Here is a 23048-nt window from a genome sequence, read left to right on the forward strand (position 1 = left end):
AAAAACACAGGGCGAAGGGGCAAAGGCCACAGGGCACAGGGCACAGGGTCAATCGGTCCTGGCGAGACGAAAGCCCGTATGGAAGTTCCCGGAGGTGGCGGTGTTCGGGCCACGGCTCGCAGCCCGCAGGTACGCGGGAATTTCGCGCCAAGCGCCGCCGCGCCCCACGCGAAGGGTGCAATCACCAGCGGCCCACACCGCGCCATTAGTAGGTGCACCGACAAAGCCCTCGTTCCAGCAGTCCTCGGTCCATTCCCAGACGTTGCCGGTCGTGTCGTAAAGCCCGAAGGCGTTGGGTGGGTAGCGCCCCACGGGCGCGGTGTTGGCATAGCCGTCGTCACACTTGGCGCCATCTTTGACGCCCGTCGTAAAGCCGCGCCACTGGGCATACTTCGTGTCGGCGTTGTTGGCATAGCGACAGGCTTGTTGTGGATCACTGCCCCAAAACCACGGCGTGCTCGTGCCGGCACGATTGACATACTCAAATTCAGCTTCGCTCAGAAGCCGGTAACGCTTGCCCGTCTTGTCACTGAGCCAAGCCGTGTAGTCATTGGCCCATTGCCAAGTCATGCACACCACTGGATGGCTGTCGTCTTGCGCATAACCCGGGTCCCGCCAGCTTTTGTCGTTCGCCTTTACAAACTTGCGCTGATCGGTGTCAAAAACGAAACACCCGTTCGGATAAGTCTTGCCGCTCTCACTCAGAAACTGCCGCCACTGCCCCCGTGTCACCTCAAACTTGCCTACCGCCAGCGCGTAGTCAATGCGCACCTCGTGCACCGGGCCTTCGTTGGTTTTCCGGTGAGCCTCTTGGCTGGGGCTGCCCATCTGGAAACGGCCGGTCGGCACCCGAACCATTTCCGGACAATCCTCGCAGTCGCGGAACACCGTGCCGGCGCTCAGGCCGCCGAGGCTCCCAGGCCGCAGCAACACGCCGCCCGCGCCGTATTGGCTGCTGGTGACCGGTGCGGGGGCACTGCCGCCAGAGGGGGCCTGCGCGGGCGGTGGCCTTGGCCGCGTCAGCGCCGCCAGCTCAATGTTGGCCGTCGCGGCATAGGGGCTGTTGGGGTAGCTCTGCACAAGCTGCCGCCAGGCGGCCTCACTGCCCGCACGCTGGGCGGCTTGAAATGCCAGCTGCTCAGGGTCGGGGGCCGACGCGGCAAGGCCAGCCGTGTCCCGCGGCCCGGGTACCAGGATAAACCGCCCGCGCAGGTTACTTTCGCGTATCGGGGTCTGCTGCCGGCTGGTGACGCGTTCCACCGCACCGGTGAGGTCAGCAAAGACATCGTCCATGGTGTAGCCGGGTTTGCCGAGCAGGCCCAGCAACTGCTCAGTGAAGACGCCGTTGCTGCCCCTGCCGTCAAATGACTTTTGCCCGGGGCTGGCGGCATAGCCGATGAAGCTGCCGGAGGGCGCCACCATGCGGGAGAGGCCGCGCGCCATGCCGCCGCGGGTGCGGCTGGGGAGCGGCTTGTCTCGGCAAGCATCGAGAATGACGATGTTGATGCCGTCGCCCCGCTGTTCCATGCGCCGCAGCACCGATTGCGCGTCAACGGAGAAGTCCGGAACGTCTTCCAGAAAGGAGATGTTCTGGTCGTCCACCGGAATCAAGTAGTTGGTGTCATCGCCGCCCACGCCGTGGCCGGCAAAGTAGAAGAAGGCGACATCACCCGGGGATAGCGCCTCGCCAAACTGTTTGATCAGCACGTTGGCGCGGCTCTGGGTCACGTCCAGGTGCGCCTGTCCGCCCACCAGCTTGAAATCCAGCTCCTTGAGCTTGCCCGCCACTGCCCGCGCGTCATTACCGGCATTGCTGAGCCGGCCCATGGTCGGGTAGTTGTCGTTGCCAATCACCAGCGCCACGCGCTGCGAAGCCTGCGCGCCGAATGGCAGCAGCAGACCCAGCGAGAGCACCGCCGCCCAAAGGCATTTGTCCATCATCAACCCATCCCGAAGTACGATCCTGAATAATCTGAGTTATCGGGATGGGGTCCATGCCCCTGCGCGCCGCCCGGCCGTCGGTGATACCGCGGATGACGAGAAATGCGAATAAACGCAGCGAGCTACTGCTTGGTCCCGGCGGCAAGCGGCCCAAGGGTTAATCGCTCTTGGCGAGCCTAAAGCCCACAGTGATGTCCCCAGCTTTGGGGGGGCCGCCGTTACGGGAGGCTGACCGCACGATTATCGGTTGATAAAACCAGGAGCCACCCCGCAACACTCGCTGTGAACAGTCACCCGAAGTCAAAGCACTGCCATCGGTGGGACCTCCCGCATAGCCGGCTTCCCAACAGTCCTGAACCCATTCCCAGACGTTGCCGTGCACATCGTGCAGGCCCCAAGGGTTGGCGGCATAGCTGCCCACCGGCTGGGTCTTCTCCAGATAAACACCGGTCCTGCCACAACCCAGAAAATGATAGTTACCGTCGTAGTTGGCGCGGTCGTTATGTATGCAGTCACCAAAACTAAATTCCGTGCTGGTTCCCCCACGGGCAACATATTCCCATTCGGCCTCACTCAAAAGGCGATAGCGCTTGCCGGTCTTGCGGCTCAGCCACTGCACGTATTGTTGGGTGTCTTCCCAACTCACGTTGATGACCGGACGACGGCCACGACCCCAGCCCCGCTCATCGTCAGGCCGCTTGCTGCAACCGCCCGCCGCGTAGCAAGCGTCCCACTCGTCAAACGTCACCTCGTACTTGCCCACCCAGAAAGATGACACTTGAACCCCGCGCACCGGCTTTTCATGTGGGAAGCCCTTGCCGCTGAGGTCTCCCATACGAAAGCTGCCGCCGGGAATCTTCACCATCTCGGGGCATTCAGGGCAGTCCATAGCATTCGTGCCTGCCGCTGCAGTCGGCAATACCGCTCGTGGCAGCGCCTGCTGTACGGATGGCTGGGCTTGAGGTGGCTGCGGCTGCGGCCTTGGCCGCGCCAGGGCGGCCAGCTCAATATTCGCCGTCGCGGCATAGGCGCTATTGGGATAGCTCTGCACAAATTGCCGCCAGGTGGCCTCGCTGCCCGCACGCCGGGCGGCCTGAAAGGCCAAAAGCTCAGGGTCTAGGGAGATTGCTTGCGCCGGGGCAGCGGCCATGCCAGGCGACGGGGGGGTGAAGTAAAACCGCCCAGACAGCGGGGGGCCGTAAACAAAGGGTTCCTGCTGGCGGTTGGTCATCCGTAGCACTTCGGTGCGCACTTCACCCCAAAGGTCTCGGATTTCAAGTCCCGGGGTCTTCAGACCCTGCAGCAGGGCGGTGGTGAAGGGGCTGTTGCGACCGGTGCCGTCGGCGGCGCGGCTGCCGTCTCTAGCTGCATAGACCACTTGCAGGTTGTCGATGGGCTCGATACGCGCCAAGCCGCGAAATGCACTGCGCGTGCCGCTGCGCCGGGTCATGTTGTTGACCAGCGGGTTGTCGCGGCAGGCATCCAGAAACACGATCCCCAGCCGTGAGGCGCCGACTATGTCCATCACGTCGTTTAACCGCACAGTTTGAAGCGCAGCAACGGCCTCACTTTCTAGCTTGGCGTCTACCGGGATCAGGTAGTTCTGCCCGTTCAGCTCCATGCCGTGGCCGGCGTAGAACAGCACGGCCATTTCCGAGCCTGCCGCCTTGCCGGCGAATGCCGACAGCGCCTGTTCCATCCGACTCTTGCCGGCATCGGTCACTACATCCACCGCAAACCCGGCCGAACGCAGCGCAGTGCTGACATCGGCCGCGTCGTTGCCGGGATTGGCCAACCGCGAGGTGTGTTGATAGGTGGCATTGCCAATCACCAGTGCCACTCGTGCAGCGGCCGCCGGCTGCGCGATGATCATGAGCAGCACGGCCACCAGCCACCCGAATTTAAGCTTCATCAACCCTCTCCCTTGTCACCCGGTGCCCATAGTTTGTTTATCGGGATGGGGCTTGAACTCGGCTCAGCCGAGGCCAGGCCACAACTTGACGTTCGTGCCAGGCGCCTCAATCAGGCGCGAAGCAGGTCAACCCCGAAAACACCGATCTGCAAGACCGTTACGAGGCCCAGCAGGCAGCGGCGCGCAGACTCTCGACATCCATCCCCGGACTGGGCGGCACAGAAAGTCGATGTGCCAGTGCGCGCCCATCTCTACACACCACCAGCGCTTCCCACATCGGCTGCAGGTAATCCGGCATGGGGCCGACGCTGTCATCCCAGTAGCTGTTGGGGTTAAGGAGCACTGCGGCGCTACCGAGCGTGTGCGCTACCCCTTCAGACGCAGACGAGAACCAAACCACGGCACCCGAGGGCTTGTGAAGCGCAAAGATGGCCTGACAGGACGTACCGCAGCCGACTTCCTGCATCACCCAACAACCGGCGAAGTTGGCGGGCTTGTCGCGCGCTTCGGCAACGCGGGTTCGATACAGCGCGCTCAGTCCGCGGTCGTCCCGCGCTTTCAGATCGGTGCGCTGACAGTTCTCCGCCGCAGGCGGTAGGTGCTGGAACGCGGCCTGCGCGGCAGGATCGAGCCTGTCATATTCGCTTTCAGCAGCCGCAGGGCCTATCGCCAGCCCTGACAGGAAAAGTGAGAGTGCCACGGGGTACAACCTCATTCTGTGCACGGGAACGCCTCGTCTAAGGTTTTGAAAGGCTCAGCGGCAACGGCGACAGCAATAGGGCCAGGGCAAGAAAAGTCTCTGTCGTAGGTGGCCAGCGTCCTCATTTGCGGCGCCCCCGGGCCAGATAATCCCGGCACCCAGAGGTCAAAATCGCATACTGCGGGTCAAACTGCGATCGCATCATGGATGCCTCCGTGTCGGCCAAAGCGCTGCAGGATCCACCGATTGCACGGCGGGCATTGATGGCAACCTGCATAAAGGCAAGGTCGTAGCACTGGCCCGCTTCACTGAACGGCGCCGCGGCGCGGTGCATGTCCTTGAGGGCCTGGTTAAGTTGCCACCGGGTGATGGCTGAACAATCGCTCGTGCAGTCGCGGCACTTGGCCAGGCTCCGCTGGGCCAATGACACCTCGACCGAAAGATTCAGGCCAAATTCCGAGGGTATGTCGATTGGCGGCTTTGGCCGCCCCGCTGCTTCCTGTTCCGCTTGCAGGGCCAAAAAGGCAGCCGCGAGATCCGGAAGGGGCTCGAGGCTGTCGGTATCGAGCGAGTAGCGATCCCCACCCGTCGGAAGTTCATCCAGCAGGCTTCGGGCGGCATCGGCAAATTGCCCTGCGGGATAACGCCCGAGATAGGCCTCGACAAGGTCTCTGCGACCGCTGGTCTTCACGGTGTCCCAGAAAGCCATCTCAGCGGAAGCGCCTGGTGCCATCGCCACCTCGGCGCCCCCCGGCCGGAAATAGAAAGGCTGCTCAAGGCTGCTCAATCGCCAAGGTACTTGCGCACCGTCGGTTTGCTCTCTCACACGCCGTGACACGGCCCCGAATAAATCATCAATTCGCATGCCCGGCTCTGTGAGCTGGGCGACGAGCGCGCTGGCAAACAGACTGCGCCCACGGGCGTCCGTTCGTGCCACCTGACCCGGGGAGGCAGAGTAGGCAATAAAGCCACCTGCCGGCGCCGAGACGCGTGCAAGACCACGACCCAAACCCGCCGATCGCAAGCCGGTGGGCAGCGGGCTGTCGCGGCAGGCATCGAGGATGAGAATGCTCATCCGCCCTGAGGCAGAGTCCAGCCGACGCTTGACGCTGTTGACCGAGACCGCACTTACACTCAAATCGTCAATGTGCTGAATATCGGCGTCGTCACTGGTCAGCAGGTAGTTGTCGTCCGTACCCGCCACGGCATGGCCGACGTAGTAAAAGAGGGCGGCCTCGCCATTCTCAGAAGCGTCGGCCAGGGTCCTGAGATGACGGTAGAGCTGGGCACGGGTCACGTTTCTTTGCACCGAGTCGCCGACCAGTTTGAAACCCACCGCTTGCAGCGCGGTGGCTACCTCCGCCGCGTCCGCCGAGGCATGGCTGACCGACGGCGCCCGGCTGTAGGTTTCATTGGCCACCACCAGCGCAAGGCGGTTGGCTGATGCGGTTCCACTCATGCCCACGGCCATCAAAAGGCAGAGCAGAACATTAAGGGGGCGCGATATCACCATCATTGAGCCAGTTATTTTTCTGCCGTCTTCCCAGAGCCTATGATTCAGAGAGCAATCTGGCTGAGCAGGCCTCATAATCTGAAATCCCTTTTGGCTCCAAGCGGCGTAGGTTGTTGTTGCATTCTTGGAGTCTCCCCGTAAACCTTTGGGCTACACGGCTGGGTTCGGTTCCCATCAATCCAGCCGTCATAATCTCGATTGCCAAAGGATAGTGATCTCCGCCCTGCGCCCCGGGCTGAAAAGAGGTTTGAATAAATTGACCGATCTCGGAAATAAACAAATACTCAAAGACCATTGGAGTAACTTTCGAAGACTCTGCACCAAATAGATTCCGGCTTTCGCAAACAACGCCATAACCAAACCCTGGTGCAGGAAAATCATTTCCGTATGAGCGAAGTGCGGTCACTTGACAATCATTTCGGGTCTCCATCTTAGAAGGAAACCCTTCTATTGCCGTGCTGGGTTCCACGGTCTGTAGCCATGCGAACCTCTCCCCTTCGCCAAGGGGAAAAACCTTTCCTGAAGTTTGAACATCAACCAACTTCTCAGTATTTTTAATTCCCGCATCAGAAATGGAAATCAGGGAGAGAAGCCCGCCCATGGCCACAACTCCGTTTGTGGATAAGTCCATGCTTTCTGTTTTAGTTTGACTGGAGTAGCGAAGTATTCCTGGCAGGCCATCCGCGACTATTTTCATTCCTGATCCAACCTGCTGCTGCGTCACAGCACCGTCCTGAATTTTTTGCAGGTCAAGATCATACTCGATTGTTTTTTCATAGCTGAGTGTTCGCGTCTCGAATGGAAAATTAAAGAATGGGTCACTTTCAAGCTTCGATACAAGCTGCGGATCAAGCAGTCCACGAATATCATCCGGCAGTTTCATCTGTCGGTGCGTCTGATTCAAACGGTCAAAATCGATTGTGCCGACATCAAGGGTTTGCTGCGGCGCCGTACTCGAAGGTTGCAGCATCAGGCGCGCAAGCTCTGCAAACTGGCCTTCTGGGTAAGATTGAAGATACTGACGCACCCGATCTGGATTCGGCTGCTCTCGGATCTGCTCCCAAAGGGCGAGTTCGGCGTTGCTTCCCTGCCGCGCCGGGGGAATGAAATAGAGGACGGACTCCAGGTTGCTTTCGCGAACCGGCACCTGCTGGCCGTTGCTTGCCTCGCGAACCCGGCGGGTCACCTCCGCCAGCGCGTCGTCCACTCTCAGTCCTGGGACCGTCAGAACCTCCAGTAGTGCGCCGGTGAAGAGCCCATTTCTTGCTCGACCATCCATGGCGGCCTGCCCTTCGTCCGCCGCATACGCGATCAGGGTGCCGAGTGGGGCTGCAACACGGGTGAGGCCGACGGTGGAGCTTGATCTCGTTCGGCTGGGCAAGGGGTTGTCACGACAGGCGTCGAGAATCACGAGGTTGATTCCGCTTCCGCGTTGGCCGATCCGCTGCAAAACACGCTGTAACGATAAAGCGTAGTCCGGAACATCCTCAAAGACCGTCAAACCGCCATCGTCGACCGGCAGCAGAAAGTTGTCGCCGTCACCCGCAATTCCATGCCCTGCGAAGTAGAACAGAGCGGTGTCTCCGGGCGCGGCGGCCTCGGCCAGATCGCGCACCAAGCGATTGAGCTGAACCAGACTGACGTTCTGGTGGACCTGGTTGCCGACCAGGCTGAAGCCCAGCTCCTTGAGCTTGGCACCGATGTCAGTCGCGTCGTTTCCGGCATTCGCGAGCTGTGGGGCGCGCTCATAGCGGTCGTTGCCAATCACCAAAGCAACCTTTTGCGAGGCAGATGCCGCGGCCGAGAACAGTAGCGATAACGCAATGACAGACAACTTGACGACAGCACATTTCATTTTCATAACTCGGAACTCATCAGTGGTTTTACCAATCGTTCAGGCGACTTGGGGGAGAGCGTTCGCCCACACATGTAGCCCGAATACAGTAGGTTTTACGGAGGTGTTGCCATGCTCGCGCCTGGCCCTGCCAGATAGACTTCGCCAAACAGCGACTCGTTGACCCACGGGATCTGTCGATTCTGGGTAATGCGGGCCACTTCAGCCCTCACCCGTCCCATGGCAAGACGTATCTCAAGACCCGGCTGCGGCAGCACCGTCAGCAGCGCTTGCGTGAAGGGGCTGTTGTTGCCAACGCCATCGGCGGCGACGTTGTCGGGGTCCGTGGCAAAAGCGATCAACGTGCCGCCCGTTTGCGATGACACGCGCGCCAAACCGCGCCCAATACTGCGAGTCGCCACCGTTCGACGCATCCTGTTGGAAAAGGGGTTGTCCCGGCAGGCGTCCATGAGGATCAGCCGAGTCTGGGCACCGCTGACAGCACCAAGAAGGTCGTAGAGCTTGTAAGCCTCTTCAGATAGCGCAAGGTCGTCCTGCAACACCGCGTCAATTGGCAGCAGATAGTTGGCACCATCGACCTGAATGCCGTGGCCAGCATAGAAGACCAGCGCCACGTCGGCGTCACTGGCGCTGCGGCCGAACTCGATGACCCGCCGCCCAAGGTCACGCCGTGTCGCATTCTTCACCGTGGTGACGGAGAAGCCAAGACCGCGAAGCGTTTCCGCCATTGCATCGGTATCTCGCCCCGGGTTGGGCAACTGCGGAACATGCTGGTATGCGCCGTTGCCAATGACCAGCGCCACGCGCTGCTCGACATGATGCGAAGGCTGCTCGATGCCCTGCCAACTCTCGACGGGCGAGAAAACTGGCTGTGTAACCACCGCAGGCGTCGTCACAACTTCACGTTCCGCAGGTTCGGGGTAGGCCGCAGCTTCACGTTGCACATAAGGCCCGGCCGCGTTCCGCACAAACTCACGCGAAGGCTCTGGGGAAGCCAGCCCTATTACATCCCTTTCGCCAGATGAAGCACAGGCAGCGCATAGCAACACGACCGATAACGCCACTGTAGTGCGCACAAGCACTCTCCTCGCGGGTGTATGCAGACTTTATCGGGATGGGGTGTTGCTACTGGACTTCCCCCAGTGCAGCAGGCAGCCAGCAGCCCACCGTCAGATCAAGGAGCTACACCACGTCAAGGGACACGATCACACGATCGGCTTGGGACCCCATCCCGATAGTTCCACTGCAGGCGGGGCGCAACTCTAGACCTGACTTGTCCATGAAATTCCTGACACATGTGGAGCGTGAGCAATGCAGCCCAATTTGCAAATCACTGTCAGTCCTGTAGCGAGGGTCCGACATTCGGAGGGCGCTCGGCTCATGCAACGGGCAATGGGTGTCACCGTGATGATTGTGCTTGGTATCGCCTGCGCGGGGCATCTATCGTCGGCTAGCGCGGCTACCGATCCAACAACGTCTGCGCCCGATGTCGAGGGCTTTACTGCCGAGCACACGGACTCATCCCATGGAGTAGATGGCGGGCAGCCGATCGTTGATCAGGCTGATGCCGCCAGCCATAACGACCCGACTGCGAACTCAACACTGTCAAAGTTGGGACTCTCGCTGCTGATTCAAAGGCTGGCTTCGGCGCCGCGTGACAACGTCATGCTCTCTCCTACCAGCGTCGGGGCTGCCCTAGGGTTGCTCGCGCAAGGGGCGCGAGGTGAAGCGGCTACGGCGCTCGCCAAAGTATTCGGACTGAGCCTGCCTGAAGATGCCGCCTTGCTCGAGAAGGTGGGAGACGGCTTAAAGGCGTTGAAAGATGCCACTGGCGAGAATATTCAGTTCAGCAGCGCCAACGCGCTCTACCATTCGCCAGATCTAATGCCGTTGGCGTCCTTTGTAGAGAGGGCCGAGGAGGGCTTTGGCGCCATGATTCAGAGCGTCGATTTCGCATCACCAGAGACTCTTGGCGAAATCAATCAATGGTTCAAGGGCGAAACGGGAGGGAAAATTCCCGAACTCCTCACCGACCTGTCGCCCAGCACGAGATTTCTAATCGGCAATGCCCTGTATTTCAAGGGCACATGGCTGCACCCATTTGACCCTTCGAAAACTCGGCCGCTACCTTTTGTGGCAACAACGGGCAAGCGAGATGTGCCCAGCCTCCATGACGAACGGCCGCTTCACTACGCCCAGAAACCCGGGTATCAGGCGGTGCAGATCCCCTTCGCGGGCGAGCGCTTCGTCCTGACCGTCCTGCTGCCGGACAGAGAAAGCAACCCGGAAGCGGTACTCAAATCCTTCACACCCGAGTCGTTTGCAGAATCGTTGAGCTTTGTCTCGGCCAGGACGCAACCCGTGCAGCTGCGACTGCCAAAATTTGATCTAACCGATGGTGGCGAATACCGCGAAACGCTCGAAGCGATTGGCCTGGCACCCATCTTTGCAGCCGATGCCGATTTTGGCGGTATGGCCAACGAACCGCTGACCGTGAGCAGCGTTGTGCACAAGACCACGTTCACCGTGGATGAAGAAGGTGCCGAAGCCAGTGCCGCGACGGCCATTATTGGTGTGCGCAGTGCAGCACCAATGGCAGCGCCCGTCGATTTCACCGTAGACCGACCATTTATCGCCGCCTTGGTTGATCGGGCGAGTGGCGGTGCAGTAATGCTAGCGGTGATCTCTGAGCCTTGATTGATAGATCAAAGGCAATCGAAGAATAACTCCGATTTAAGTAATTTTCACAAGAGGTAAAATTTTATGATGAACGCGATAAGAAAAAGTAAGTTTTGTATTTCAAGATCTAGCTTGCTATTAATATCGGCACTAGTCGCTGCCTGTGGCGGTGGCGGTGGCAGCGGCGGTGACGGCGCAAACGTTGTGGGTGGCGAGGCAGATATGAATTCTCCGCCCGGTGCGATTTTGCTTCGAGAAACGAACCTAAGCGGCGCGCAGGATTCATTCCGAACATTTCAAATCACTGTGCCTGCCGGCGCAGCAGTATTAGCCGTTACAACTTCTGGCGGTACGGGTGATGTGGATCTCGATGTTTTCGGACCAAATGGTGAGCAATGCTCTTCATTCGAGAGTGATAATAATGAAAGTTGCTTTTTCGACCAGCCGTCTTCCGGGACATGGGACATTCTGCTGGATGGTTTTCTAGCCTATTCTGGAGTGTCATTGATTGCAACGACAGATGATGCTGGCGTCGATATCTCGAATCCAGGCAATGGCAACGGAAACTCGGGCGATGGTGACAGCGAGAATAGTAGAACTGAAACCCTGGTCTCAGTTGCCAATCAATCCGGAGCTGAAGGTTCATATCGCCCGTTCTTCGTGAATGTGCCAACTGGCACCTCAGTGCTTGCAGTCCAAACTACCGGTGGTTCTGGAGATGTTGATCTCGACGTGATTGGCCCGAATGGTGAAGAATGCTTTTCTGAGAATATTGGAAATACAGAATCCTGTAGTATTGAAAGTCCGACTGCCGGTGAATGGGAGGTGGGTTTGTTCGGCTTTACGGCTTATAGTGGTGTTAGTTTGGTTGCTGAGGCAACCGTCGGTGGAAACGGTGGTTCAGACAGTGACGGTAACAATGGGGGCAATGACGGCTCAGGCGGAGGAAACGGTTCCAATGGGGGTGATGGCGGATCAAATGATGGAAGCGGCGGTGGAAATGGGGGGCTGAATCTTCAGTGCCCGAGCTCAAACTTACCTGCGGGCTTTCAGTGTGTCGAAATTAATGGCACTGAAAGATTGCTGAAATTTGATATACCTGCGTTGCATGACACCCGCGTTGATACCGGCTTCCAATTTTGTTTGACTTTCAACTCCGACGGTACATCCGTGTTGCGGAACAGCTTTGGAGTAGAATTTCCCGGACGCGCTGGCCCTGGGGGCAAGTGGGGCGCGGTGGTCAATAGTGCAGGAGAATTCCAGCCGGTGACAGGGCCTTACTTTGTATACACAGGCCAGCCAGATGGACAAGTCGAATTGCTTTCTTACGACGCGGCTAATGATGAGTTCGTTGGCTTTCCGAATCTCAGAAGAGACGCTTGCCCTTATCCATTTCGATCCAATATAGATGACTTATGATCTTTAATTTATTGATGTTTTTCTGAATCGAAAATAAGATCGATTGCCTTACTGTCAACTTATGATCTTTATAGATTGAGGGCCTTGCAAATGGTCGCAAGGCCCTCAATGTTTGATGCAGAGCTGGGCAATGAATGTCTTTTTGCATATTGGTTTTGCGCAATCATCATACGGTCCTTGGATGCAAATCCTCTTGAAAAAAGCGGTCAGAAGGGGTGCCAGCATCGGTGGTGTATTTGCATTCCGCAATCTAGTCCCAACAGCCCATCGCGGGCTTTGCCGCTGTGTTGTTTTGCTCCTGTGTACACTATTGAGCGCGTGCCAATTATTTCTTGTTGGCGGACCATGCGAATACGGCGATTCCCAGGATGTGCCGGTCGTCGTCGAAGCAATTGACGATCGCCGAGTCACCGTTCGAGTGCTCAATCACCACAATTCGGTTGCACTTGAGGCCGGTGAGCTACTGGATTTGCTGCGCCCGCCTGCAGCAGTCAACGTCGGGGACCATGGTGCCGTGTCCATCCGGCCGCGGCTGACCGGTTCATGCGTGCCCTACAGTATTTCTTGGGTGCAAGAGTCGGCTCATCCCATTCACAAGTAACCGGGTGAGACCTTGGACCACGGTGCGATGAATACGGGCAATAGGCACGTTCATTGGCCGATGTGGGTCCCACCGGCGGACGCTGAAGCCGCGTGATTTTCCTTCATTCGACACCCCATCCCGATAGGTAAGTTCAGGGCAAACGGGTGAGGCAGACGTATGTGTGACTGGACGACGCGGTTCGTGGCGCTGTTGTTGTTGTTGTGTATGGGCGGGCATGCGCAAGCTGCGCAGCGCGTGGCGCTGGTGATTGGCAATGGCGCCTACCAGCACGTGACCAACCTGCCGAATCCGGCCAATGACGCGGCGGCGATGACCCGCACGCTCAAGGGCCTGGGTTTTCAAGTGACCGAGGTGCGGGACGCAGGCAAAGGGGCCATGGAGCGCGGTGTACTCCAGTTTGGGCGGCAAGCCAGCGGCGCAGACGTGGCGCTGGTGTACTACGCAGGCCACGGCATGCAGGTGGATGGCCGCAACTACCTGATTCCCGTGGATGCCCGGCTCGAGGATGACCTTTCACTGCGCGTGGAGGCCGTGGATCTGGACCTGCTGCTCAGCTCGGTGTCCAGCGCCGAAACGCGACTGATTTTTCTGGATGCCTGCCGGGACAACCCCTTCAGCCGCCGCATGAAAATGTCTAACGCGACCCGCAGTGTGGGGCGCGGGCTGGCACGCGTGGAATCGGCTGCGGGCGGCACCCTGATCGCGTTTGCCACAGACCCCGACAACGTCGCCGACGACGGCAGCACCGGCAACAGCCCCTTCGCCGCCGCGCTGTTGGAATACCTGCCCCAGCCGGGGTTGGAAATTCGACAGGTCATGGGCCGCGTGCGCCTGGCGGTGGCCAACGCGACCAACCGCCGGCAGATCCCCTGGGAAAATAGCTCGCTTTTTGGAGATCTGTACCTCGCAGGTGGTGCTGGAGAGACCCAAGTTGCCTCCCTCACCCGCCCACGGCCCGTCGCACCGCCGCCCTCGTCTGGCGGCAGTGCGCCTGCCCCGGTGACGCAGAGCCAATATGGCGCGGGCGGCGTGTTGCTGCGGCCTGGGAGCCTCGGCGGCCTGAGCGCGGGCACGGTGTTCCGAGACTGTGAAGACTGTCCCGAGATGGTGCGCATCCCTACCGGGCGCTTCCAGATGGGCAGTCCCAGCCACGAGGCCGACCGCCACGGCGACGAAGGCCCGGTGCGCGAGGTGCGGATTGACTACGCTCTGGCGGTGGGCAAGTTTGAGGTCACGCGGGGCCAGTGGCGGCAGTTTCTGAGCGAGAGCGGCCGCAGCGGCAGCACGGGCTGCACGATGTTAGACACCACCCAAAACAAGTGGGTGCTGCAGAACGACAAGAGCTGGCGCGATCCTGGCTTTGCGCAGGACGATAAGCACCCTGTCGTGTGCGTGAAGTGGAACGAGGTCAAGGCGTATGCGGAGTGGCTGGGTCGCAAGACGGGTAAGCGCTATCGGCTGCTGAGCGAAGCTGAATTTGAGTATGTCAATCGTGCCGGCACGAGCACGCCGTGGTTTTGGGGCAGTGATCCACAACAGGCGTGTCGCTATGCCAATAACGCCGACACGCAGTATGCCCAGTGGCGGGGCTGGCCGGGCGTGACCGGCGGCGCCAAGTGTGACGACGGCTATGCCAACACCGGCCCGGTGGGCCGCTACCAGCCCAACGTCTTCGGGCTTTACGACACCACCGGCAATGTCTGGGAATGGACCGAAGACTGCTGGAACGAGGGCTATGTGGGCGCACCAACGAATGGCGCGGTGTGGGCCGCTGGGGACTGCACCCGGCGCGTGGTGCGCGGCGGCTCCTGGGTCACTCTTCCCGCGAACCTGCGGGCGGCGCCCCGCAACTGGACCTCCGCCACGGCTGCGCTCAACGACCGGGGCTTCCGTCTCGCCAGGACCGATTGACCCTTCTACCCTCTTACCCTTTTAACGCTTTTACCCTGCTGTGGCGCGCCGCCAGGCGCGTGCTGTGTCTGTTTTTTTGCGCCGCGGAGCGGCGCCGCGCGATTTTTTGGAGGGTGGTGTGGAACCCAAGACCCCGCAGGCCATCGACGCCTGCCATGACTTGATCACCTGGCTGGTGGTCAAGCTCGATGCGTTTCCACGCAGCCGGCGCTACACGCTGGGCGCGCGTATCGAGACCGAGGCGCTGGGCGTGCTGGAACGGTTGCTGCTGGCTACCTATGCGCCGAAAGCAGAGAAAGCGGCGCACCTGCGCGATGCCAATGTGCGCCTGCAGATCCTGCGGCATCTCTGGCGTGTGGCGCTGGAGGTCAAGGCGGTGGCGCCGAAGGCGCATCGATACGCCGCCGAGCGCATGGTGGACATCGGGCAACAGATCGGGCTCTGGACCCGCAGCCAGACGGCCCCGCCATGAAGCGTATTGGCGGCCTGTGGCCGCAAATCATCGCCCCAGAAAATCTGGAAGCGGCCTTTCGCGCCGCGCGGCGCGGCAAGCGCGACCGCGACGCGGTGGCGCGCTTTGCGCTGAATCTGGAAGGCGAGCTGCGGCGCCTGCGCGAGCAGTTGGCGGCCGGCACCTGGCGGCCCGGTGCCTACCGGCAGTTCACGGTATACGACCGCAAGCCGCGCCTGATCTCGGCCGCGCCCTTTGACGACCGCGTGGTGCACCACGCACTCATGCGGGTGGTGGAGCCGCCTCTGGACCGGCGGATGTTTTTCCACAGCTATGCCTGCCGCGCCGGCAAGGGCGTGCACGCGGCGGTGAACCAGTACCAGCGCTGGGCGCGGCACTATGCCTATGTGCTGAAGCTGGACGTGCGCCAGTATTTCCCGAGTATCGACCGGGGCCTGTTGCAGGTGGAGCTGGCGCGCTACCTCAAGGAGGCCGAGGTGCTGCGGCTGTTCGGGGTGATCATTGAGCAGGCGCCGCTCACCGCCGCCGCACCGGCCTACTTTGCCGGGGATGATCTGCTGACGCCGCTGGCGCATACGCGCGGGCTGCCGATTGGCAACCTCACCAGCCAGGTGCTGGCCAACCTGTATCTGAGCCGCGTGGATCACTGGATTGCGCAGCATCACCGGGGCGGCTACCTGCGCTACGTGGATGACCTGATAATGCTCGGTGACGACAAGGCGGCGCTATGGGGCCTGCAAGACGCCATCGACGACCAGCTTGCGGGCTTGCGCCTGCATCTGCACCCCAACAAGGCGCAGGTGATGCGCAGCGACCGCAAGGTGGATGTGCTGGGCTACCAGGTATCGCAGTCCCAGCGCTGGCTGCGCGCCGAGAACCCGCGCCGCGCGCGGCACCGGCTGCGGCGGCTGGCCCGCGGCTACGCGGCGGGGCGTCTCGGGCTTGATGCCGTTCGGCAGTCGGTGAGTGCCTGGATCGGTCATGTGCAGCACGCCGACTCGTGGGGATTGCGGCGGCAGATGCTGGACGCGCTATCGTTCTCCCGGGCCGGCATCCGAGCGTGAGCCCGGCGCGTGGTGCGCGGCGGCTCCTGGAACAATCAACCCGCGAACCTGCGGGCTGCGAACCGCAACAGGAACACCGCCACGGCTGCGAACAACAACCAGGGCTTCCGTCTCGCCAGTCCGCCCGCTACAGCCCGGCTTGCCGGGTGTCCGGAATGGCGGCACTCACGGGTGTCGCCAGTGCGACGGTTGTGGGTGTCCATGGATGCCGTGTCTGGGTTCAGCAGGGAGGCTGGGCCGAACAGCAGAGCAAGGAGGCATGAGCGCCCGGTTGGTAGGCCATGCCGAAGACCGGGCGTTTTTCAGGCGTGATGTGTGCCCATCCCGATAGGGAAGGTCGTGTCTGCTGCTTGGGAGCGCTTACTGCCTGTGCGATTCTTGTGTCGTCATGTTGCCAGCGTGTCGGCTGTGCTGGGCTTGGTCGCCCTGATCACGTTGCTGTGGATTGACGATGCTGAATGGCCTGCGCACACGGTGGTGGTGGAGCAGCCTGCGAATCCGCCTTTTGAGGCAAAAGTTGGGCAGAACAGCCCCCAGCTCACGAAGAAGGACGCGCAGAAAGAGCTGTCCACTTGGCCATTGTCTATGACTCATTCAGTTGAGCGCGGATGCGCCGTGCGGCTGGCGGTTGTTGGCGTTGGTGCCGCTGCGGAGTCCGAGGCGCTTGCCGCATTGCCGGACGCCTGTGCGGCGTCGGCAGTTGACGCCGACTTGGTGTGGGATATTTCGGCAAGGGCGGTCATCGACAGCTTTGGCCGTCGCGTTATGGATGTAGACGATACAGCCACAGTGGCACTGGCCATCCAGCGTTTGACACTGGAGCGGGCCCTGATTGACGCAACCGACGGCACGCCGCTGGTGGCGGATGTCCACAATCCAACCGGCATGCTGGCCGAAGGCAGTCAGATGAACGTTTCGGTGGAGGCGCCGCATGCAGGCTACGTGCAATTGCTGAACCTCACGCCGGACGGGAGGCTGCTGCGGCTCTATCCCCTGTACGAAGGCGACCGCTATACGCCACTGGAAGCGGGTGAACGTCTGGAGTTGGGAGAGCTGCAGCCGGAGCCGCCCTATGGCCGGGAGTCGGTGTGGTTGATCGTGAGTGAAGCGCCCCTTCCGTTCGCGTTGGAAAGATTCGACGTGATGGCGGGCGAGGTTGATGCAGCGGGCTACCTGCGATGGCTACAGCATCAGAAGGACGCCGGGACGCTGGCGGTGAGGCGCTTCGATGTCTCAACCGTTTCAAACCGTTCTGAGCCGTCGCCATAGAGGCTGCTCATCACTTAACAGATTGATTTCGTCGGTACCACAATAACGGCGTCAATCAACGAACCGGCCGACCATGAAGCTCATCACCAGCCGCCATGCTGAAACCGTTTTGCCCTCAGAGATCGTGCTGCGGATCGAGCTGGTGGGCATCAGTCCATCGGTCTGGCGGCGGGTAGCGGTGCACAGCGAGGCGACGCTGGAAGACCTGCACCACATCATTCAGGCCACGATGGGCTGGTACGACACACACAGCCATGATTTCTTGGTGGGCGAGGTGTACTACCGAGCCAACCCAAGTTCGGAAGATCCGACCACCGTGACGGTGCGGCAGGAGCGTCGCAAGAAGCTGCGGCTGGTGGCGCGTGAGACCGACCTGTTTACCTACATCTACGACTGGGGCGACGAGTGGCAGCACCGCATATCGGTCGAGCAGATTCGCCCGCGACCGCCGCAGCGACTGGCGTTTATCGAGGCCGGAGAACGGGCCTGTCCGCCCGAAGACTGTGGCGGCATTCCGGGCTATCTCTCGGCACTGGCGGCACTCGATCAACCAAAGAGTGCTGCAGCTCAGGAGTTCCTCGCGTGGGCTGGACGTGACTTTGATGCTGCTCGATTCGACCGCCATGCGGCTAATGCAGCGCTATCGCGCATGCACCGGAACCGATGGGTGGGCGTTAAGTTGAACGAGCGTTGATCGATTAATGGCGCGCTGGCTCGCCGACAGTGCGGCCGTCCGCTGGCCAGTAGCCGACCCCACGATCGAGGGCCGTCGACATCTGGTCTAGGAATCGAACGATGTCAATCACCAGTGAGCGCGCGTGCCCGCGACCGGCGGTGGGTTGCCCCAGATAATCGAACACCTCATACAGGACCGAGGCTGATTCGGGACAGAACGCTTCAAGAGCCTTCAGGTGTGGATGCAGAAGTTGCAGCGTCAAGGCTTCGTGGCACAGCCCCGGCAGCGACGACGACAAAACTGGGCGCTGCGTGTCTCCCTCGCCGACAGTATGAATTTTGCCCAAGTCATGAAATAGCAGAGCCACCTGGGTTAGGGCAGCTGCTTCCTCGCGCCCGGGCATCAGCCTGTTTGCCAGTGCGGGCACGAGGTCGAGCATCTCCACACTGTGCAGCAGCAGCCCACCCCGAAATGCGTGGTGGTAGCGTCCAGCAGCCTTGGCACGGAGGAATGGAATTCCAATGGCAGGATCGATCAGCACCTGTCCAACAAACCGTCTAAGCGCGTCTGGCCATGTTTGCTCCAGGCGCAGAAGGCTCCCGAACGCATCGAGCGCAGCCTCTGGGCAGAAGCGCTTCGGCAGCAGTCGAGCCCCGGTATCGATGCTGGTCAGAGGCATCATTTGAAGTGACACGATCGACAGGGCTCCCTCATTGCCTCGTCCGGTTGGTCGGCCCATCACCTGAACCACGGCTGGAACCATGACCGGCTGCACAAGGTGCAATCGCTCGGCCCACATGAAGCCCACCGTTGATCCGCCTGCATCATCGAGGATCAGCCGGACGTAGTGCTCGCCGCTGGCCTTTTGGCAGTAGCGAACCTCGGTCAACAGATATTGGCCAACGTGCAGATCCGATGGGGCCTGCTCTGGCATGCCTGCCGATGGGGGAAGGATGCGCGATGGGTTTGCCATGGGTCAGCCCCAATGCTCGTCGTTGGCGGCGTCGTGCCAAAGACAGTGACGCTCCAGACGGATCAACAACTCGGAGAGCTCGGGGCCCGCACCACAGGTCAAATCGAATGAGGGATCGCCCAGCTGTTCCTGCACCCAGTGTTGTAAGGCAGACAGATTGTCGCGAACGTCGCTGCCACCCATCCAGATCAATAACTCCTTGCCTTCGGGACAGACGGTGAGATGCGGCAGCATCGACAAGGCCAGCCGACGTGCCCTCCTCGCGAACCGGGTGGCTCGAAGTTCATCCTCGAGTTGCTGCCGGAGCAGCGGGATGTCCGGCGACCCTTCATCGCGTGACTTTGTGCCAAGCGAAGCAGTGCTTCGCTGAAAGACTGGCTGCTCAATTGCGTCAGCCGACTTTGCGGTTAGATCAATCTTCATTCGAGGTTCCTCCGGTCGGCATGGCGCCGCGAATCAGGCGATCAAACGCCGATCCGTCCTGACGGGTCAGGTTGGCGATATAGCGGCTGTAAACGCTGAACAGCATCTGCGTACTGGTGTGGCCCATCTGCCTGGCGATCCATTCAGGGTTTTCGCCAGCAGCCAGCCACAAGGTCGCAGCGGTATGTCGGGTTTGATAGGGCCGTCGTCGCTTCAGCCCCAGCCGATCGAGTAACGGATTCCAGATTCGGTTCGTGAAGTTGTGGGTATCGATCGGCAGGCCGTTGCTGGTCTGGAAGACATAGACCCCGTTGCCGGTACGGACCTGCATCCGCTGCAGGGCGTCAAAGACCGGCTGGCTCATCTGAATCTCCCGCTGTGAGCCGTCGGTCTTGGTGTACTCCTCGCGGCCATTGACGATGGTTTCCCTGACGCGAATCTCCCGACGATCGAAATCGACGAATCGCCACTTCAAGCCGTGAATCTCACCGCTGCGCATGCCGGTAAAAAATCGGGCGATCAGGTAGTCCTGAAAATCGGCACGAACTTCGTCGACAAGACGCCGCACCTCTTCAAGGCTGAAGGGTTCGATATCCGTCTTCTTGACCTTCAGACGCTTGACCGCAGTCTGAACCGCCCCAAGTATCCCGGAGGCCATTTAGTCTGAGTCACGCAGCTTTGACGTACTCAGGGTGTTGTGCATAGTAGTTAGCTTCTGCTTCGGCTGGCGGGATGTGCCCGATGGGCTCCAGCAGTCTTCGGTTGTTGAACCAGTCCACCCAGTTCAAGGTGGCCCATTCGACGTCCTCGCGTTTGCGCCATGACGACTGCCGGTGGATGACTTCGGCTTTGAACAAGCCGTTGATGGTCTCGGCCAGGGCGTTGTCATAGCTGTCGCCGACGCTGCCCACCGAGGGCTCCAGTCCCGCGTCGACCAGGCGCTCGGTGTATCGAATCGAGAGGTACTGGACGCCCCTATCGCTGTGATGAACCAGCCGACCCGATCCAAAGGGCTTTCGGTCGTGCAAGGCTTGTTCCAAGGCATCGAGCACGAAATCGGTGCGTGCCGATGATGAGGCTCGCCAGCCGACGATGCGTCGGGCGTAAACATCAATGACAAAGGCAACATAGACAAAGCCCTGCCAGGTGGACACATACGTGAAGTCGGACACCCAAAGCTGGTTTGGCCGATCTGCCTTGAACTGCCGTTGTACGTGATCCAGTGGGCATGAAAGGTTCTTGTCACTGAAAGTGGTGCGCACCCCCTTGCCGCGAATCACGCCGCGCAGCCCCAGCCGCTTCATCAGCCGTGCCACGGTGCATCGCGCAACTCCTACCTGCTCGCGTCGCAATTGGCGATAGACCTTGCGTACTCCGTAGACCCGGAAGTTGTCGTTCCAGATTTGCTGAATCAACGGGGTGAGTTGATCGTCTCGTTTAGCTCGAAGAGATCGTTGTCCTGGATCCCGCTGCTGGGCAGCGTGTGCGTAGTAGGTCGATGGGGCAATCGGCAGCACTTTGCAGATCGGCTCGACCCCATGGACATCACGATGTGCGTCGATGAACGCCTTCATCGTTTGAATGGGCGGTCGAGCTCCGCCTGAGCAAAATACGCAGATGCCTTGCGCAGAATCTCGTTGGCCTGACGCAGTTCGCGAACCTCGCGCTCCAGCGCCTTCAGGTGCGCCTTCTCGTCGGTGGTCAGGCCCTCCCGCTGCCCAACATCACGCTCGTGCTGCCGGACCCACACCCGCAGGGTCTCGGCCTTGCACCCCATCTTTCCAGCAATCGATTCCATCGCCGCCCACTGCGAGCTGTAGTCAGATTGATGCTCCAGCACCAGCCGCACCGCTCGCTCCTTCAGCTCCGGGGAATACCGTATTCCTTTGTTCATCGCTCCATCCTCTCAAGGTTTAGAGCCTCCGGGAAAGATGGGGCGGTTCAGTCAGCGGATTGTTGACGCCATGCTCAAGGGCGACCTCATCCAGAATCATGCTCAAGATGCCCATGATCCGGTTCACCGTTGCCGCCGATCTCACCTTGCCACTAGCGGAACGCTCGGTTGCCAACTGGGCCCGGTAGGTCAGCAGCGTGTTGCGATCAATCGCCAGAACCGGCCGATCTCCAAACGCCGGAAGCAGATGACGCTGCAGGATGTGCCGTACCGATTCCGCATAGCTCTGACGCCATTCGATCGTCTTCGTGGACAGCCACTGCTCGACGAATTCCGAGAACAACGGCCCCCGATTCTCATCAACCGACGGTCGTTGGATTGGAGTGGGGGAGACGTCTGCATCGAATCGGCTTGCCAGCTTGGAGTCAGGAAAGTAGCGCCGGTACTCGAAGGTCCCCGCATTGATGTCGGCTTCAATTCGTTTGAGCATGACCGTGAGCTTCTTTCGGTTGGGGGCAGAATCCGAAAGCGCGGTTAGTTCGCGGCATCGAACCCCTCGGTACCTGAAATCGAAAAAAAGCTTCCCTTCGCGCACTCGAACACTAGCCATGGCAGTAGCCCCCCGAAGCCATTGGGATAGCAAAAGAGGGGGTTGTGGCCACAGCCGCCATGTCGTCACGGACGGCTTCCCAAATGAAGAGAATCTTGCGGCCACCGAAGGGCCGGATGTAGTGGCGTCCCTCAAGAAGAACAGTGTCCTTGAGTCGCTCGCGGATGGTTCGGGGGTCGTACTTGATCCTTGCGGCAAGTTCGTCGGTGGTCATGTAGGTTACGTCTTCCATCGTCTAATCTCCGTTGCACTATGGGCGTCATACATCGACCAAATAGATCATACGTGATTAGTTTCATGGTTCAAGCTGGACTGATCATTTACACTTCCGACCAACCACAGATGGCCTTTTAAGTACTCCTCATGATCAGAATTCGCCTGCGTCAGCTATTGGATGACAAGTCGTTCCATGAGCGACGTCGCATCACCTTGAACGAGGTGAGCAAGGAGACTGGCATTTCGAGACCCACGCTCACGCGGATCACGAACACTGCGGGATACAACACCAATACGGACACCATAGACGCGCTTTGCCGCTACTTAAATTGCGCGCCGGGTGAGCTGCTCGAATACGTCAGAGACTGACAGCGGTCGTGTGTTTGAGAGTGTGCAAAGTTCCTGTGCCTCACTCGAAGCAAGGGTCATTATGAGAAAGCACCTGTCCTAGCGGGGCACGAACAGGGCACCAGATGGGCACGGCATGGGCACGGAGCGCTCTGTCGAGGCGAATGGCAAGTTCAACGCCAAATTACGCTTGAGGACAACTCGAGGCAGATGCCAGGAAAAAGCCTGAAAAAACAAAGCCCCCGGAACCTTACGGCGCCAGGGGCGGTGTTTTTCAAATTGGTGGTCAGTACAAGGCTCGAACTTGTGACCCTCGCCGTGTGAAGGCGATGCTCTACCACTGAGCTAACTGACCAAATTGGTGGGTCGTGATGGATTCGAACCATCGACCTATTGGTTAAAAGCCAACTGCTCTACCAACTGAGCTAACGACCCGGCCCAGCCCACGATTATAACGGCAAATTCCTGGGTGGTGTGGCGGAGGGGGAGGGATTCGAACCCCCGGAACCTTGCGGTTCAACGGTTTTCAAGACCGTCGCAATCGACCACTCTGCCACCCCTCCGGCGGC

At 60.1% G+C, this 23048-nt stretch carries 21 protein-coding genes, 3 tRNA genes, 1 pseudogene and 1 other annotated feature; of the genes and pseudogenes, 10 read left to right on the forward strand and 15 right to left on the reverse strand.

What is annotated here, in order from left to right:
- Positions 1-48: 48 nt before the first annotated feature.
- The 6 genes from U741_RS18495 to U741_RS0111990 form a co-directional block, all read right to left on the reverse strand.
- Positions 49-1941 carry an SUMF1/EgtB/PvdO family nonheme iron enzyme gene (locus tag U741_RS18495; protein WP_084154834.1) on the reverse strand — a complete coding sequence of 631 codons (1893 nt, stop codon included), beginning with the start codon at positions 1939-1941 and terminating at the stop codon, positions 49-51.
- Between the two features lie 157 nt (positions 1942-2098).
- Positions 2099-3853, reverse strand: a complete 1755-nt coding sequence (locus tag U741_RS18500; RefSeq protein WP_084154835.1) for an SUMF1/EgtB/PvdO family nonheme iron enzyme — start codon at positions 3851-3853, stop codon at positions 2099-2101.
- A 157-nt stretch (positions 3854-4010) separates the two neighbouring features.
- Positions 4011-4553, reverse strand: coding sequence for a hypothetical protein (locus tag U741_RS0111975; protein ID WP_152551596.1), 543 nt, complete (start codon positions 4551-4553; stop codon positions 4011-4013).
- Positions 4554-4674: 121 nt separating this feature from the next.
- Entirely contained in the window at positions 4675-6012 is a 1338-nt protein-coding gene (locus tag U741_RS0111980) for a caspase family protein (protein ID WP_029890702.1), read from the reverse strand.
- Between the two features lie 91 nt (positions 6013-6103).
- Complete coding sequence (locus U741_RS18505; protein ID WP_029890703.1) at positions 6104-7927, reverse strand: caspase family protein; 1824 nt, start codon at positions 7925-7927, stop codon at positions 6104-6106.
- Positions 7928-8016: 89 nt separating this feature from the next.
- Positions 8017-8817, reverse strand: a complete 801-nt coding sequence (locus tag U741_RS0111990) for a caspase family protein (protein WP_161776213.1) — start codon at positions 8815-8817, stop codon at positions 8017-8019.
- A 484-nt stretch (positions 8818-9301) separates the two neighbouring features.
- On the opposite strand from U741_RS0111990, the gene U741_RS0111995 reads away from it, so the two are divergent.
- From U741_RS0111995 to U741_RS0112035, 9 genes are all read left to right on the forward strand, one after another.
- Positions 9302-10618 carry a serpin family protein gene (locus U741_RS0111995; RefSeq protein ID WP_161776215.1) on the forward strand — a complete coding sequence of 439 codons (1317 nt, stop codon included), beginning with the start codon at positions 9302-9304 and terminating at the stop codon, positions 10616-10618.
- Positions 10619-10684: 66 nt separating this feature from the next.
- Positions 10685-12019 carry a PPC domain-containing protein gene (locus U741_RS19005; protein ID WP_084154838.1) on the forward strand — a complete coding sequence of 445 codons (1335 nt, stop codon included), beginning with the start codon at positions 10685-10687 and terminating at the stop codon, positions 12017-12019.
- 130 nt (positions 12020-12149) lie between these two features.
- Complete coding sequence (locus tag U741_RS19265; protein WP_152551597.1) at positions 12150-12620, forward strand: hypothetical protein; 471 nt, start codon at positions 12150-12152, stop codon at positions 12618-12620.
- A gap of 159 nt (positions 12621-12779) precedes the next feature.
- Complete coding sequence (locus U741_RS18510) at positions 12780-14534, forward strand: SUMF1/EgtB/PvdO family nonheme iron enzyme (RefSeq protein ID WP_052378757.1); 1755 nt, start codon at positions 12780-12782, stop codon at positions 14532-14534.
- 118 nt (positions 14535-14652) lie between these two features.
- Entirely contained in the window at positions 14653-15006 is a 354-nt protein-coding gene (locus tag U741_RS17870) for a four helix bundle protein (RefSeq protein WP_152551598.1), read from the forward strand.
- Complete coding sequence (locus tag U741_RS0112025) at positions 15003-16070, forward strand: RNA-directed DNA polymerase (protein WP_029890708.1); 1068 nt, start codon at positions 15003-15005, stop codon at positions 16068-16070. Before U741_RS17870 ends, U741_RS0112025 begins: the two co-directional genes overlap by 4 nt.
- A gap of 12 nt (positions 16071-16082) precedes the next feature.
- On the forward strand, positions 16083-16382 hold the full coding sequence (locus tag U741_RS20015) for an SUMF1/EgtB/PvdO family nonheme iron enzyme (RefSeq protein ID WP_366504373.1): 300 nt from the start codon (positions 16083-16085) through the stop codon (positions 16380-16382).
- Between the two features lie 87 nt (positions 16383-16469).
- Entirely contained in the window at positions 16470-17339 is an 870-nt protein-coding gene (locus U741_RS0112030; RefSeq protein ID WP_152551600.1) for a DUF4384 domain-containing protein, read from the forward strand.
- Between the two features lie 73 nt (positions 17340-17412).
- Positions 17413-18033, forward strand: a complete 621-nt coding sequence (locus tag U741_RS0112035; RefSeq protein WP_052378758.1) for a plasmid pRiA4b ORF-3 family protein — start codon at positions 17413-17415, stop codon at positions 18031-18033.
- 4 nt (positions 18034-18037) lie between these two features.
- Here the strand turns inward: U741_RS0112035 and U741_RS0112040 are convergent, their stop codons facing one another.
- The 6 genes and pseudogenes from U741_RS0112040 to U741_RS0112070 all read right to left on the reverse strand — a co-directional run bounded on the left by U741_RS0112040 (position 18038) and on the right by U741_RS0112070 (position 22147).
- On the reverse strand, positions 18038-18988 hold the full coding sequence (locus U741_RS0112040; RefSeq protein WP_152551601.1) for a hypothetical protein: 951 nt from the start codon (positions 18986-18988) through the stop codon (positions 18038-18040).
- A gap of 3 nt (positions 18989-18991) precedes the next feature.
- Positions 18992-19411: a hypothetical protein gene (locus U741_RS19275; RefSeq protein WP_152551602.1), complete on the reverse strand. Its 420-nt coding sequence runs from the start codon at positions 19409-19411 to the stop codon at positions 18992-18994.
- Positions 19401-20033: pseudogene (locus U741_RS0112050) on the reverse strand (site-specific integrase); the annotation flags it as partial. The gene U741_RS19275 and the pseudogene U741_RS0112050, both read right to left, overlap by 11 nt.
- Positions 20034-20079: 46 nt before the next feature.
- Positions 20080-21305 (reverse strand): IS3 family transposase gene (locus tag U741_RS0112055; protein WP_152551571.1). Its coding sequence is split into 2 segments (ribosomal slippage): positions 20080-21020 and positions 21020-21305, totalling 1227 coding nucleotides; the frame shifts between segments, so codons are not numbered across the junction.
- Positions 20911-21027, reverse strand: a sequence feature (AL1L pseudoknot). (Overlaps the previous gene by 117 nt.)
- A 19-nt stretch (positions 21306-21324) precedes the next feature.
- On the reverse strand, positions 21325-21915 hold the full coding sequence (locus U741_RS0112065; protein WP_084154839.1) for an Arm DNA-binding domain-containing protein: 591 nt from the start codon (positions 21913-21915) through the stop codon (positions 21325-21327).
- On the reverse strand, positions 21908-22147 hold the full coding sequence (locus U741_RS0112070; RefSeq protein WP_029890715.1) for a hypothetical protein: 240 nt from the start codon (positions 22145-22147) through the stop codon (positions 21908-21910). Before U741_RS0112070 ends, U741_RS0112065 begins: the two co-directional genes overlap by 8 nt.
- A gap of 131 nt (positions 22148-22278) precedes the next feature.
- Between U741_RS0112070 and U741_RS20020 the strand changes: the two genes are divergently transcribed.
- Positions 22279-22500, forward strand: a complete 222-nt coding sequence (locus tag U741_RS20020) for a helix-turn-helix domain-containing protein (protein ID WP_029890716.1) — start codon at positions 22279-22281, stop codon at positions 22498-22500.
- Between the two features lie 259 nt (positions 22501-22759).
- On the opposite strand, the gene U741_RS0112080 is transcribed toward U741_RS20020, so the two are convergent.
- The 3 genes from U741_RS0112080 to U741_RS0112090 form a co-directional block, all read right to left on the reverse strand.
- Positions 22760-22834, reverse strand: a tRNA-Val gene (locus tag U741_RS0112080).
- Positions 22835-22838: 4 nt separating this feature from the next.
- Positions 22839-22914, reverse strand: a tRNA-Lys gene (locus U741_RS0112085).
- A gap of 40 nt (positions 22915-22954) precedes the next feature.
- A tRNA-Ser gene (locus U741_RS0112090) sits at positions 22955-23042 on the reverse strand.
- Positions 23043-23048 lie beyond the last annotated feature (6 nt).

It is taken from the genome of Polycyclovorans algicola TG408, from assembly GCF_000711245.1.
Classification (GTDB): Bacteria; Pseudomonadota; Gammaproteobacteria; order Nevskiales; family Nevskiaceae; genus Polycyclovorans; species Polycyclovorans algicola.